The following is a 13504-nucleotide window of genomic DNA, read 5'->3' as shown; positions in this document are numbered from 1 at the left end:
TCTCGCACGCCTTCGTTATTCAACGTCTGTAGAACCAAGTCCCAGAATCACTCGACCCGAGGAACACCGATGCCAACCCTCACGCCCCACGCAATCGACCACGCATTGTCGTTGCCGACCGAAGACGAGATCGCACAGGTTCGAGACATCGTCGACACCGCCGGATTCGTCACGGCCGCAACGCGATTCGTCTACGTCGGACTGGACGAACCGGACAAGGCCGAGTTGTACGTCTCCGAACCGACCACCCGACGGACCTTCCGGGTGCTGTTGCACGACATTTCGACGCCCGATGCCGTCGACCTTCTGGTCTCCCTCGACGAGCGACGGGTGATCGGCTCCACCCGCCTCGACGCCATCCGTGACGGCCAGATGCCGGTTCTCGACGAGGAATTCGAGCTCGTCGAGAATGTGCTCTCCACCGACCCGGACTGGCTCGCCGCACTGGCCGCGCGCGGACTCGACGTAGCCGACGTTCGAGTGGCACCCCTGTCGGCAGGCGTGTTCGACTACCCGGGCGAGCATGGCCGACGCATACTGCGTGGCCTGGCTTTTCGGCAGGACCACCCCGCCGATCACGCGTGGGCCCATCCCATAGACGGGCTGGTCGCGTTCGTGGACGTGATGAATCGGACGGTGGACAAGGTTGTCGACCTGGGTGTGGTTCCCATCCCGGAAGAGTCGGGAAACTTCGACGATCCGGCCGTCACCGGTCCGGTGCGCACCACGCAGAAGCCGATCGAGATCACTCAACCCGAGGGTCCGAGCTTCACGGTTCGAGGCAATCGCGTCGACTGGGAGAAGTGGTCCTTCCGAGTCGGCTTCGATGTGCGTGAAGGTCTGGTTCTGCACCAGATCGGGTTCGAGGACGACGGTATCGTCCGGCCGATCATCCACCGCGCTTCGATCGCCGAAATGGTTGTGCCCTATGGGGACCCATCCCCGGTGCGGTCGTGGCAGAACTACTTCGACACCGGTGAGTATCTGGTGGGACGGTACGCGAATTCACTCGAACTCGGCTGTGACTGCGTCGGGGACATCACGTATTTCGATGCTGTGATCGCGGATGAATTCGGCAATCCGAAGACGCTGCCGAATGCCGTGTGCATGCATGAGGAGGACTTCGGGGTGTTGTGGAAGCACACCGATCTGTGGTCGGGTTCGCAGGAGACCCGGCGTCAGCGACGTCTCGTGATCTCCTTCTTCACCACCATCGGCAACTACGACTACGGATTCTTCTGGTACCTGTATCTCGACGGCAGCATCGAATTCGAGGTCAAGGCAACAGGAATCGTCTTCACCTCCGGGCATCCCGGTGGCGACTACCCCTACGCGACAGAGATCGCCCCGGGGCTCGGTGCGCCGTGCCACCAGCACCTGTTCAGTGCGCGACTGGACATGATGGTCGACGGCATCGGCAACTCCGTCGAGCAGATCGAGACCCGCCGAGTACCGATGGGCCCGGACAACCTGCACGGCAATGCCTTTGCTCTGCAACACACCCCGCTGGCCACGGAATCGGAGGCCCAACGCGTCGCCGACGGCAGGGTCGGCCGCGTCTGGCACGTCACCAATCCCACCTCCTCGAGCCGGCTCGGAAAGCCCGTCGGATATACATTGCATCCCGAGGGGCAGCCGCTGCTGTTGGCCGACGACAACTCGTCGATCGCGCGACGAGCCACGTTCGCCACCAAGCATCTCTGGGTGACGCAGTTCGACCGAAGCGAACGGTATGCCGCAGGTGATTTCGTCAATCAGCACCACGGGGGAGCGGGCCTGCCGGCCTTCGTCGCCTCGAACCGTAGCCTCGTCGACGAGGACATCGTGCTGTGGCACACCTTCGGGCTGACCCACTTCCCGAGGCCCGAGGATTGGCCGATCATGCCGGTGGACTACACCGGCTTCAAACTGAAGCCAGCGGGATTCTTCGACCGCAACCCCACCCTCGACGTGCCCCGCTCGAGTTCTTCGCACTGCGCCGCATCGAGCTGCGAGGGCGGCGAGCAGAATGTCTGATACACAGTCGAGTTCGGCAGGCGTACTGCGCGGTTCCATCGGCGTCGTCGGGATCGTGTTCCTGGTCATCGCCGCTGCGGCGCCGCTGACCGCCATCGGTGGAGCCTTACCGGTCATGATCGCGACCGGCAACGGAGCGGGCGCTCCACTCGCCTACATAGTCGCGGCGATCGTCCTGCTGATCTTCAGCGTCGGATACGCGGCCATGAGCAGACACATGGTGGACACGGGCGCGTTCTTCGCGTACGTGGAGAAGGGGCTCGGGAGAACCATGGGCCTCGGCGCCGCGGGTCTGGCGCTGCTGACGTACACGGCTGTTCAGGCGGGGATCTATGGCCTCGCTGCATCGACCGTCGACAGCCTGGTGGTGAAGTACGGGGGTCCCGACCTGCCGTGGTGGGTCTGGGCGCTCGGCCTCCTCGCGATCGTCGCGACGCTCGGGTACCGCAGCATCGATCTCGGTGCCAAGGTCCTCGGGGTACTGCTGGTGCTCGAGATCGGCATCATCGTGATGCTGTCGGTCGCGGTGTTCGCCAAGGGTGGTGCCGCCGGCATCGACGTCGAATCCTTCACTCCCTCGGCCTTCTTCAGTGGATCCCCGGGAATCGCCCTGATGTTCGCCATTGCGTCGTTCATCGGCTTCGAGGCCACCGCGATCTACGGCGAGGAAGCCCGCAACCCCACCCGGACGGTTCCGATCGCGACCTACGCCGCGGTCGTCACCATCGGTCTGGTGTATGCGGTCTCGAGTTGGGCGGTGGTGCTTGCCTTCGGCAGTTCGTCCGTCGCGCAGGCCGCAACCGACGACACGGCAGGGCTGACCTTCGCCGCTGCCGCCCAGTACCTGGGCCCGATGGCGGCGGACATCATGGAAATCATGCTGGTCACCAGCCTCTTCGCTGCCCTGCTTGCGTTCCACAACGCGATCGGACGGTACGTGTTCGCGCTGGCTCGCAAGGGTGTCGCCCCGTCGATGTTGGCGCGCACCCACTCTCGGCACGGCTCCCCGCACCTGGGATCACTGTTCCAGACCGTCTCGGCGGCAGTGGTTCTCGTGGTCTTCGCGGCAGCAGGCGCCGACCCGGTGCTGGAACTGTTCACGTGGATGTCCGGACTCGCCACCGTGAGCATCCTGGTTCTGATGATCCTCACCGGAGGCGCGATCATCGCGTTCTTCCGTCGATCGACCGTCGATACGCGTACCTGGCACACCGTTGTCGCCCCGGCGCTCGGAACCGTTGGGTTGGTGGGGATTCTCGGTCTGGTGCTGGACAATTTCACACTGCTCATCGGCGGTTCAGGGGTGCTCGCCGCGCTGCTGTTGGTCGTCGTGGCGGTGTTCTTCGCGGCGGGAACGGTCACGGCGCGGATGACTCGGCGGCGCACTCCCGAATCCACGGCGGTCTGAGACCCGTGCTCATGACAGGGGCGATGATTCTCGGAGCGATCGGTGCGGTGCTGCCGGTCGTCGGACATCGAAGCCGTACCGGACGGATTCGTGTCGCACACCTGTGCATGGGCGTCGTGATGCTGGTGATGGCGATGTTCGGCATGGACGCCGCCATCTCGATTCCGGCGGGCCTCGCGCTCGTCGTCGCGGCTCTGTATGTGACCGGCAGTATTTCACCGACGTCGCCGTCCGGTCCGTGCGTCGTGGACCTGACCTGCATGGCGGTCCTACTGCTGCTGATGCCCTCGCTCCATACCCATTCGGCAACCGATGCAGGCTCCGCCGCGCCGATGCACCGGCACGGAGCCGGTCTCGATCCGAGGATCGCAGTTCTGGTTCTGCTGGTTGCATGGATCGCTCTGACAATCACCATGTTTCACCGGAGATGCTCGGAACGACCGGTGGCGGCCGGCTCCCTTCTCATGATCTTCGGAATGGCACCCGTAGCTTTCTGATTCCACTATCCAGGAGACAACAATGACTACAGCAGACATCGTCTATCGCAACGGCGCAGTGTTCGTCGTGGACTCGGAGTTCACGATCGCGAGTGCGATCGCTATCGCCGACGGCGTGATCCTGGCCACCGGAACCGACGAGGACATGGACAAGTTCGTCGGGCCGCGCACCGTGACAATCGATCTCGCAGGTAAGACAGTTCTGCCGGGCATCAACGATTCGCACCTGCATGCGGTGGCCTTCGGATTGGACACACCGCCGCTGTCGCTGGACCTGAGCTTTCCGACCGTCCGATCCATCGCCGACGTGGTCGACGCGGTGGCCGGTTCGGTGGCTAAGGCGGAGCCCGGTGAGTGGATCGTCGGAACAGGTTGGGACGAGGGATATCTGGACGAGTGCGTGTCCGATCCGGCGGTTCGACCGACTCGGTTCGATCTGGATGCCGTTTCGCCCGACAATCCGGTGTTCCTGCAGGACTTCTCCCGCCATGTCTCGTGGGTGAACTCTGCCGCGCTCGAGCGGGCCGGCGTCGACGAGAAGACGGTGGTGCCGGACGGTGGAGTGATGCCGACGGAGCCGTCCGGCCGCCTGATCGGCATCCTGCAGGAGGGCGCCCAGATTCTCGTCCAGTCTGCTCTGCCGAAGCTCACACGCGAAAGGCGAACGGAAGCAGTGCGGTCCGCGATCTCCATCCTGCAGCGAGAAGGAATCACCAGTTTCACCGACCCGGCACTCGGGCCGGGCGGCGAAGATCTGGCCGGCGGTGCGATGGGTGAGGAGGGCCTGTCCATCTACGCCGACCTCGCCGCGTCGGGGGAGCTCGGGATTCGAGTCTCGGCCCTGATGCTTCCCACCGGAATGAGCGGAACAGCCGCGGAATTCGACCGCAACCTCAGCGCGATGGAGCCGCCGTCGACCGTGGATCCGCGCATGTTCAGGATCCTCGGCGTGAAGGTATTCGCCGACGGTATTCCGCCCAGCAAGACGGCATGGATGCACCAGGAGTATGTCGGCGGCGGCTGCGGGTCACTGTGCGTGGGCGGTGACACCGACGAGCGTCGGGTACACGAGGTGACCGAGATGATTCGGGTCGGACACGAAGCGGGGCATCAGATCGGCGTGCACGTCACCGGTGATCGAGCCATCGATACGGTTGCCGACGCGTTGATCGCGGCACAGACGTCCCATCCGCGTGACGATGCGCGGCACTACCTCATTCACGGAGACTTCATCAGTGCGCAGACACTCGCGCTCCTGGCCGAGCACAATATCGGCGTCAACATGAACCCCACGATCAAGTGGACGATCGCCGATCTCGAAGAGGGTGTCGTCGGTGTCGAGAGAGCGGCGTACGAGTGGCCGTACCGAAGTGCCGTCGAGTCGGGAGTGGCACTGATGAGCTCGTCCGATGCGCCGGTCACCACACCGGACTGGAGGCAAGGCATCTCGACGATGATGCTGCGGGAGAGCCGGGCGTCGGGCAGAGTCAGCGGGCCGGAGCAGACCATAGGTTTGGCCGACGCGATCCGCACGTACACGATCAACGCAGCGTGGCAGGACTTCGCCGAGGATTGGAAGGGCTCGCTCGAGCCGGGAAAGGTGGCCGACCTGTGCATTCTCGACGGTGACCTCGCTGCGATGGATCCGCACGACATTCCGTCGGTCGCCGTTGTCTCGACCGTGGTCGGGGGTGTGGAGGTCTACAGCGCCTCCACGTGGGTTCGCCACTGAACGAGGGCGCGTCTGCCCCAGAATGTGTGCGCTCAGTGACATGTTTCCGTCGCGATGATCGACCACTGTTGTGTCGACGGTCACAACAGAAAGAAGTAGCGCATGTCGACGAATTCGACGGATTACATCGTGGTGGGAGCAGGATCAGCGGGAAGTGTCATCGCCAGGAGGCTGCTCGATGCCGGTCACACCGTGCACGTGATCGAGGCCGGACCTGTGGATACCGATCCGGCGATCCACTCACCGCAGGGCTGGCCGACGCTGTTGGGAGGCTCGCAGGACTGGGGACTGTTCACCACTCCGCAGAAGCACGCCAACGATCGACGGATCTTCTGGCCGCGCGGACGCGTACTCGGCGGCAGCTCGTCCCTCAACGGAATGATCTACGTGCGAGGGCATTCCAGCGACTACGACGGGTGGGCGTCCGCAACCGGCGATGCCGGGTGGGCCTGGGAGAACGTGCTGCCGCTGTTCAAGCGTTCGGAGTCGCACGAACTCGGGGCCAACGAGTTCCACGGCGGCGACGGGCCACTGCCGGTGTCCATCATGGGTACCCCGCATCCACTGGCGGCCGCCTTCGTCGACGCGGCCGTCGAACACGGGCACAAGCTGATCGACGACTTCAACGCCGACGAGATGGTGGGTGCCGGCTACAACCACACCACTACTCGCGACGGCGAACGGATGAGTGCGTGGAAGAGCTTCGTAGGCCCGGTGATCGGGCATCCTGACCTGACTGTCACCACCGGGGCACTCGTTCACCGGGTGGTTCTCGAGAACGGCCGTGCGGTGGGAATCGAGTACAGCCGCGGGGGTTCCGAGGTGGAGCGCTCGTTCGCGGATCACGAGGTGATCCTCTGCGGTGGAGCTCTCGGATCACCGAAGGCGTTGTTGCTCAGTGGAATCGGACCCGCCGCGCACTTGGCCGAACTCGGGATCGACACGGTCGTGGACCTGCCGGGTGTTGGCGAGAATCTGCACGACCACCTGCTGCTGAGCAACATCTACGAGTCCCTCGAGCCGCTCGCAGCCGGTACGAACAATCTGCTCGAGGCGCAGCTCTACGCCCGCAGCAATGGATGGGCCGGCGCTGCACCGGATCTGCAGCCCCTGTTCATGCACATTCCGTACCCGGCAGACGGATACCCGGTGCCCGAGAACGGTTACACCATCGCACCCGGCATCGTCGCTCCCCGCTCGCGCGGGACGTTGCGGTTGGCGTCCTCGGACCCGAGTGAACTGCCACTGGCGGATCCGAACATTCTGGCCGACCCGTACGACCTCGAAGCGATGGTCGACGCGGTGGAGATCTGCCGTGAGATCGGTGCCTCCGACGCGTTCGCGCCGTGGCGGAAGGCCGAGGTGGTTCCGGGGCCGAGTGCGCGCACACGCGACGACCTGCGGGCCTATGTTCGACAGACCGCAGGCACGTACCACCATCAGGTCGGCACCTGCAAGATGGGTGCGGACTCGGATCCCAATGCTGTTGTTGGAGCAAATCTTCGAGTGCGTGGCGTCGAAGGGCTGCGGGTCGCGGACGCGTCGATCATGCCCGCCGTGCCGTCGGGCAACACCAACGCGCCGTCGATCATGGTGGGTGAGCGGGCCTCGGATCTGATTCTGGGGAGCTAGACCGTACGGGCGGGGCCTGCGGAGGATGCGCCGGCCCCGCTCAGCCGGTGCGGTACTCCCGCGGCGACATCCCGTACGTCTCCTTGAACAGTTTCGAGAAGTTCGAGGAATCGATCAAACCGTGACGCGCACAGATGGTTCCGATGCTGTCCGCGGCGAATCGAGGGTCGCGGAGATCGCGATGGCAGCGATCGAGCCGCCTGGATCTGATCCAGCCCGCCACCGTGCGACCGTCGGACTCGAAGAGTTTCTGTAGGTAGCGCGTCGAAATATGCAGGCGCGCAGCGAGAGAGGCCGTGGACAGCGAGGGGTCGGACAGGTGCGATTCGACGAGGCCCTTGGCCTCGATCAGCAGTGTCGAACCCGGAGCCTCGTGGGGTGCTGCGTCGTCGAGAGCGGCACCGAGAAGATCGAGTACCGCGTGCTCGAGCATCGGCGTGGTGGGCAGAGTGCCGTCGAGGGCGTTGCGGCGCAGGGTATGCAGAAACGGCGACACCAACGCGCCGACGCCGCGGGCACCCTCGATGCACCGCGCCGCCACAGTGGTCAGTTCACGAGAGTCGATACGCAGTTCTCGACGCGGGAACATCACGACGAACATCTCGAAATTGCCGGCGAAATGCAGCTCGTACGGGGCGCTGGTGTCGTACACCGCGAAGTCACCCGGGTTCAGTACTGCCTCGCGCTCGTTCTGAACGATCGTGCCGCGCCCCGTCAGCTGCAGACCCACCTTGATCAAGCCCGGATCGGACCGCCGGATGGTCGCGCGGGTCCGCCGGACGTCGACCTCGCGGCCGGTCACCTCGCTCAGTTGCAAGGCCCCCAGCGTCGACGACACCAGTGTGCCCTCGAACGACGACGGCCCGGTGGACACAGCGTCCAGCGGCACGAACGCCGTCGAGACGTTCTCGCGCCATTGCTCGAAACTCTGTGCCACCGGGCTCATGTCATACGGCTGGACGGTTGTCGATCAGACGGCGAGCCTTGCCGATCGAACGCTCGAGGGCAGCCGGTGCGACGACATCGACTCCAACACTGACTCCGATGCGATCCTTGACCAGCTTCTTCAACGTCGCCGCCGCCATCGGATGCGCGTCGAGCGGGGCGTCGGGGCGGGCCTCGACGAGGACGGTCAGGGTGTCCATGCGTCCGGCGCGTTCGAGCACACACTGGAACTGCGGGGCCAGGGCGGGAACCGTCAGAATCAGCTCCTCGATCTGTGTCGGGAACAGGTTGACTCCACGCAGGATGATCATGTCGTCGGTACGGCCGGTGACCTTCTGCATCCGACGCATCGTGCGAGCCGTGCCTGGCAGCAGTCGCGTCAGATCGCGGGTGCGGTAACGGATGATCGGCATCGCTTCCTTGGACAACGACGTGAACACCAACTCACCCTCCTCGCCATCGGGCAGCACTTCGCCGGTCACCGGGTCGATGACCTCCGGGTAGAAATGATCCTCCCAGATGTGGAGTCCGTCCTTGGTTTCGACGCATTCCATCGCGACACCCGGCCCCATCACCTCGGACAGGCCGTAGATGTCGACGGCATCCATGTCGAGAGTCTTCTCGATCTCCTTGCGCATCTCCTCGGTCCAGGGTTCCGCGCCGAAGACGCCGGTCTTCAGCGAGGTCTTGGCCGGGTCGATGCCCTTCTTGACCATCGCGTCCACGATCGTGAGCATGTAGGACGGCGTGACCATGATGGCGTCGGGCTCGAAGTCCTCGATGAGCTGGATCTGACGATCGGTCATACCACCCGACATCGGAATCACCGTGCAGCCCAGTCGTTCTGCACCGTAGTGCGCGCCGAGACCGCCGGTGAAGAGGCCGTAGCCGTAGGCCACGTGCACCTTGTCGGAGGGCTTCACACCACCTGCGCGAAGGCTGCGCGCGATGAGGTCCGCCCAATTGCCGATGTCGTTCGCGGTGTACCCGACGACGGTGGGTCGGCCGGTGGTTCCCGAGGACGCGTGAATGCGCGAGACCTGGTTCTGCGGGACGGCGAACATGCCGAACGGGTAGTTCTGCCGCAGATCGGCCTTGGCGGTGAACGGGAACTTCGCGAGATCCGACAGGTCCTTCAGATCGGTCGGGTGCACCCCCGCGTCGTCGAAGGCCTTCTTGTAGTGCGCGACGTTGTCGTAGGCGTGCTGCAGTGACCACTGCAGGCGCTCCAACTGGAGAGTGGAGATTCGATCCCGGGACGCGAATTCGATGTCGGGGGTGTCTGTGGGGGCGGACAGCACACTGGTCATGATTGCTCTCTCGTGGTCTCAGGCGTCGAAGTCGACGGTGACGGTGTCGCTGAGTGGGTAGGTCTGGCAGGTGAGCACAAAGCCGGCATCGACTTCGTTGTCTTCCAATGCGTAGTTGCGCCGCATATCCGTCTCGCCGAATGTGATTCTCGCGCGGCAGGTGCCGCACACCCCGCCCTTGCACGCGAAGGGAAGATCGGAGCGCAGTTGCTCGGCCGAATCGAGGATCGACTCGTCCTGCGGCAGTGCACCTGTCACCTCACGGCCGTCGAGGATGATCGTGACCTCGCTGCTCGGTCCGGTGATGCCCGGTTCGCGATGCTTCTCCTGCGGCGGGGGCACGTCGTCGACATAGAACAGCTCGGCGTGGATGCTGGTCTTCGCCACACCGAGGTCTCCGAGAACCTGTTGGGCATCGGTGACCATCCCGAACGGGCCACACAACCAGAAATGATCGATATCCGGTGTGGCGACGACCGTGTCGAGTATCTCGCGCAGTCGCTGCGCGTCGAGTCTTCCGCTGAACAGTTCGACCTCACGCGGTTCCCTGGACAGCACATGAATGACGTCGAATCGGCTGCCGTACTGGTCCTTCAGGTCCGCGATCTCCTCGGCGAACATCACCGATCTGGTACGCCGATTGCCGTACAGCAGAACGACTTCGGCGTCGGGGTTCGCCAACACCGAAGCGGCGATCGAGAGCATCGGTGTGATCCCGGAGCCGGCTGCGATGAGTACGTGTCGGCCGCCTGCGGCCGGGTCGGCGTGAAAACTACCGCTCGGGCCCTGGACGTCGATACGGTCGCCGGGCTTGACCTCGTGGACGAGCCACGAGGAGAACAGGCCGTCGCTCACCTCTCGTACGCCGACGCGTGGACGCGCGCCCACCGGTGCGCAGATGGAGTAGGAGCGGCGATGCTCGACGCCGTCGACCGTACGACTGAGCATCAGCGATTGACCGGGGCGAAAGTCGAACTCCTCGCGCAGGTCCTCGGGGACGTCGAAGGTGACGGCCACGGCGTCGTCGCAGAGCGATTCGACGTCGGCGACGGTCAGTGTGTGGAATGGCTTGTTGCGCAGGTTCTTCAGTTCCGGCTCGGCAGTGACGGTCATCAGATTTCCTTCACGTGGTCGAAGGGCTCCAGGCAGTCGTCGCACCGGTACTGGGCTTTGCAGAGGGTGGCACCGAACTCGGACGTGAGCCGGGTGTGGAAGGAACTGCACTGGGGACAGGCGATCTGCCGCGGCTTCACGGTGAGCGTCAACGGGACCGGTCCGGACGTTCGGGCCGGGGCAGGCCCTGGTACGGAGTAGCCGGATTCACGGAGCTTGCGCAGGCCTTCCTCGGAGATCCAGTCGGTGCTCCACGCGGGGGAGAGACTGGTGACGATCTCGACGTCGAAGTAGCCGTGATCGTGCAGTTTGTGCGCGATGTCGTCGCGCATCGTCGCCATCGCCGGGCATCCCGAGTACGTCGGGGTGATGGTGACGAGCACGCTTCCGTTCTCGCGTACCTCGACGTCACGCAGGACTCCGAGGTCGTCGAGGGTGAGCAGCGGCATCTCGGGATCCATGACGGTGGCTGCGATCTCACGCGCTGCTCGTTCGAGAGTGGTCACCAGACTCCCTCCGGATGCGCTCTCGCCACGACCTGCATCTCGGCGACGAGGGGGCCGAAGGCCTCGGTGTGGATTCCGCGCCTACCGCCGCGGCCGCCGATGGTGCCGACCGACTTGCCCTCGGGGGCCTCGAGTTCGGCTGCGTGCAGTACCTGCGCGAGAACGGAATCGAATTCTTCGCCGACAGTGCGAGGGTCGACGCCGACCCCGACCTTCGCCAGAGCGATCTCCTCGTCGGTCGGGACGAACAGTTCGGAGACGTAGGGCCAGATACGGGTGACTGCCTCGCGGACGCGTCGCTTCGATTCGTCGGTTCCGCACCCCAGGGTGACGACCCAGCGTGCTGCGTAATCACGATGGTAGGTCAGCTCTTTGACTCCCTTGTTCGCGACAGCGGCGAGCACGGGGTCGCGGGAGTCGGTCAGCCGTGCGAACACCGCGAGCCGCCACGTCGAGAACACCAGAAGGCGAACCTGAGATTTGGCGAAGTCGCCGTTGTCGAGTTCGGTGAGCCGCACGTTCCGGAAATCGGCTTCGTCTCGGAAGAACGAGAGTGCATCCTCGGCCGGTGCGGGGGAGGTGTCCGAAATGAACGGCACGACAGTGGGATCGGCCTTGGCTGCGCGGGCCAGTAGCAGTCTGGCCTGGCCGAGGAGGTCGAGTCCGACGTTGGCCAGAGCGACTTCTTCTTCGAGTTCGGGCGCGCGGGTGCTCCACTGAGCGAGACGCTGTGAGCTGATCAGCGCGTCGTCGCCGAGCATGAGGCAGTACGCGGCAAGAGCTTTCGGGTCGACGTCGTCCGGGATGGTGGTATCGACCCCGGCAAGTGGGTCGTCGAAACTTGTTCCGAAGGCCCACTGCCCGTGCGAATTCTCGTCGACGAGGCCCTCGTAGGCGTTGTCGTGATCGGTCATGAGTGCTTGTCCTCTTGCAGAGTGGGTCTCACATGTGGGGAACGTTGTCGGGGATCTCGTAGAACGTGGGGTGGCGGTACACCTTGTCGCCACTCGGCGCGAAGAACGGATCCTTCTCCGACGGCGACGACGCAACGATCGAGTTGGACGGAACCACCCAGATGCTGACGCCTTCGTTGCGACGGGTGTAGACGTCGCGCGCGTGTCGCAGCGCCATGTGGTCGTCGGCGGCGTGGAGCGATCCGACGTGCACGTGGTTCAGGCCGCGCTTGCCGCGTAGGAACACCTCGTACAGCGGCCAATCGGCTTTGACTACTTCTCTTTTCGGTTCGACCGGCACATTGTCGGTGGGTACTGCGCCGTGTCCGCCCTCTGCGGTGAATTCCGTCATGATGCGTTCCTTGCTGCGAATGCGGTTGCGGCCTCGCGAACCCAGGCGCCGTCCTCGTGCGCTGCGCGGCGGTTTGCGATGCGCTCGACGTTGGAGGCACCGTTGCCCTTGATCACCTGCATGAACTCGGACCAGTCGGGCTCGCCGAAATCGTGCGACTTGCGTTCTTCGTTCCACTTCAGGTCCGGGTCGGGGAACGTGACTCCGAGGGCCTTCGCCTGCGGGATCGACATGTCGACGAAGCGTTGGCGCAGTTCGTCGTTGGTGTGACGCTTGATGCCCCACTTCATGGACTGCTCGGTGTTGGGGGACTCGTCGTCCGGCGGGCCGAACATCATCAGTGCCGGCCACCACCAGCGGTTCACCGATTCCTGAACCATGGCGCGCTGTTCGTCGGTTCCGCGCATCATCGTCGCGAGCAGTTCGTAACCCTGTCGCTGGTGGAAGGACTCTTCCTTGCAGACGCGGATCATCGCGCGCGCATACGGCCCGAAACTGCTGCGGCACAAGGGAACCTGGTTGCAGATCGCTGCGCCGTCGACGAGCCAGCCGATGGTGCCCACGTCGGCGTACGTCAGGGTGGGGTAATTGAAGATCGAGGAGTACTTCTGCTTGCCCTCGATGAGCTTGACCGTCAGGTCGGCGCGGTCCGCTCCGAGCGTCTCCGCCGCGGAGTAGAGGTAGAGGCCGTGACCGGCTTCGTCCTGCACCTTGGCCATCAGGATCGCCTTGCGGCGCAGTGAGGGTGCGCGGGTGAGCCAGTTTCCCTCCGGCTGCATTCCGATGATCTCGGAGTGCGCATGCTGAGCGATCTGGCGAATGAGCGACTTGCGATAGCCGTCGGGCATCCAGTCACGTGGCTCGACGCGCTGTTCGCGGGCGACGGTGTCGTCGAATTCATCCTGCAGCGTCTCGGTCGACAAGGTGTTTGACGTGGTCATAAGTCCTACTTTCATTACCGAATGATCGGTTGGTAACCAGTATGCATCGAAGTGACCCCCGGCACAAGTGCGGTGAGAGCGGCTTCGCCGCACGTGCAC

12 protein-coding genes are annotated in these 13504 nt (G+C 64.3%); 5 read left to right on the top strand and 7 right to left on the bottom strand.

All coding sequences use genetic code 11. The features are described 5' to 3' along the window. The first annotated feature begins 69 nt into the window (after positions 1–69). The 5 genes from CH273_RS14080 to CH273_RS14060 all read left to right on the top strand — a co-directional run bounded on the left by CH273_RS14080 (position 70) and on the right by CH273_RS14060 (position 7285). Complete coding sequence (locus CH273_RS14080; protein ID WP_032395434.1) at positions 70–2016, top strand: primary-amine oxidase; 1947 nt, start codon at positions 70–72, stop codon at positions 2014–2016. After that, a complete protein-coding gene (locus tag CH273_RS14075) occupies positions 2009–3424 on the top strand; it encodes an APC family permease (protein WP_032395433.1) in 1416 nt (471 codons plus the stop codon). The genes CH273_RS14080 and CH273_RS14075 overlap by 8 nt, the downstream gene beginning before the upstream one ends. Positions 3425–3435: 11 nt before the next feature. After that, positions 3436–3921 carry a hypothetical protein gene (locus tag CH273_RS14070; RefSeq protein WP_143546234.1) on the top strand — a complete coding sequence of 162 codons (486 nt, stop codon included), beginning with the start codon at positions 3436–3438 and terminating at the stop codon, positions 3919–3921. Between the two features lie 22 nt (positions 3922–3943). Beyond that, entirely contained in the window at positions 3944–5653 is a 1710-nt protein-coding gene (locus tag CH273_RS14065) for an amidohydrolase (RefSeq protein ID WP_032395431.1), read from the top strand. A gap of 102 nt (positions 5654–5755) precedes the next feature. Continuing rightward, entirely contained in the window at positions 5756–7285 is a 1530-nt protein-coding gene (locus tag CH273_RS14060; protein ID WP_032395430.1) for a GMC family oxidoreductase, read from the top strand. A gap of 40 nt (positions 7286–7325) precedes the next feature. Here CH273_RS14060 and CH273_RS14055 read toward each other — a convergent pair whose 3' ends face one another. The 7 genes from CH273_RS14055 to paaA are packed head-to-tail and all read right to left on the bottom strand — an operon-like array spanning position 7326 to position 13405. After that, positions 7326–8231 carry an AraC-like ligand-binding domain-containing protein gene (locus CH273_RS14055; RefSeq protein WP_032395429.1) on the bottom strand — a complete coding sequence of 302 codons (906 nt, stop codon included), beginning with the start codon at positions 8229–8231 and terminating at the stop codon, positions 7326–7328. A 1-nt stretch (position 8232) separates the two neighbouring features. Further along, positions 8233–9540 (bottom strand): phenylacetate--CoA ligase PaaK, encoded by a 1308-nt coding sequence (gene paaK, locus CH273_RS14050; protein WP_032395428.1) that lies wholly within the window; start codon positions 9538–9540, stop codon positions 8233–8235. Positions 9541–9558: 18 nt separating this feature from the next. Next, positions 9559–10653: a 1,2-phenylacetyl-CoA epoxidase subunit PaaE gene (gene paaE, locus CH273_RS14045; RefSeq protein ID WP_032395427.1), complete on the bottom strand. Its 1095-nt coding sequence runs from the start codon at positions 10651–10653 to the stop codon at positions 9559–9561. Beyond that, positions 10653–11114: a 1,2-phenylacetyl-CoA epoxidase subunit PaaD gene (paaD, locus tag CH273_RS14040; RefSeq protein ID WP_052049558.1), complete on the bottom strand. Its 462-nt coding sequence runs from the start codon at positions 11112–11114 to the stop codon at positions 10653–10655. Before paaD ends, paaE begins: the two co-directional genes overlap by 1 nt. 41 nt (positions 11115–11155) lie before the next feature. Beyond that, on the bottom strand, positions 11156–12073 hold the full coding sequence (gene paaC, locus CH273_RS14035; protein ID WP_032395425.1) for a 1,2-phenylacetyl-CoA epoxidase subunit PaaC: 918 nt from the start codon (positions 12071–12073) through the stop codon (positions 11156–11158). Between the two features lie 28 nt (positions 12074–12101). Beyond that, entirely contained in the window at positions 12102–12464 is a 363-nt protein-coding gene (gene paaB, locus CH273_RS14030) for a 1,2-phenylacetyl-CoA epoxidase subunit PaaB (RefSeq protein ID WP_032392874.1), read from the bottom strand. Next, positions 12461–13405, bottom strand: a complete 945-nt coding sequence (paaA, locus tag CH273_RS14025) for a 1,2-phenylacetyl-CoA epoxidase subunit PaaA (protein WP_032395424.1) — start codon at positions 13403–13405, stop codon at positions 12461–12463. Before paaA ends, paaB begins: the two co-directional genes overlap by 4 nt. Positions 13406–13504 lie beyond the last annotated feature (99 nt).

Origin of the sequence: Rhodococcus sp. 05-339-2 (genome assembly GCF_002258965.1) — a bacterium.
Taxonomy (GTDB): Bacteria; Actinomycetota; Actinomycetes; order Mycobacteriales; family Mycobacteriaceae; genus Rhodococcoides.
This window is presented reverse-complemented; position numbering and strand designations above follow the sequence as displayed.

Bases quoted from the DNA above. Each gene is read 5' to 3' on its own strand.
- paaB (WP_032392874.1), bottom strand. From the start codon at position 12,464: ATGACGGAATTCACCGCAGAGGGCGGACACGGCGCAGTACCCACCGAC.
- paaD (WP_052049558.1), bottom strand. From the start codon at position 11,114: ATGGATCCCGAGATGCCGCTGCTCACCCTCGACGACCTCGGAGTCCTG.
- CH273_RS14060 (WP_032395430.1), top strand. From the start codon at position 5,756: ATGTCGACGAATTCGACGGATTACATCGTGGTGGGAGCAGGATCAGCG.
- CH273_RS14065 (WP_032395431.1), top strand. From the start codon at position 3,944: ATGACTACAGCAGACATCGTCTATCGCAACGGCGCAGTGTTCGTCGTG.
- CH273_RS14075 (WP_032395433.1), top strand. From the start codon at position 2,009: ATGTCTGATACACAGTCGAGTTCGGCAGGCGTACTGCGCGGTTCCATC.
- paaK (WP_032395428.1), bottom strand. From the start codon at position 9,540: ATGACCAGTGTGCTGTCCGCCCCCACAGACACCCCCGACATCGAATTC.
- CH273_RS14070 (WP_143546234.1), top strand. From the start codon at position 3,436: ATGACAGGGGCGATGATTCTCGGAGCGATCGGTGCGGTGCTGCCGGTC.
- paaA (WP_032395424.1), bottom strand. From the start codon at position 13,405: ATGACCACGTCAAACACCTTGTCGACCGAGACGCTGCAGGATGAATTC.
- paaE (WP_032395427.1), bottom strand. From the start codon at position 10,653: ATGACCGTCACTGCCGAGCCGGAACTGAAGAACCTGCGCAACAAGCCA.
- CH273_RS14080 (WP_032395434.1), top strand. From the start codon at position 70: ATGCCAACCCTCACGCCCCACGCAATCGACCACGCATTGTCGTTGCCG.
- paaC (WP_032395425.1), bottom strand. From the start codon at position 12,073: ATGACCGATCACGACAACGCCTACGAGGGCCTCGTCGACGAGAATTCG.
- CH273_RS14055 (WP_032395429.1), bottom strand. From the start codon at position 8,231: ATGAGCCCGGTGGCACAGAGTTTCGAGCAATGGCGCGAGAACGTCTCG.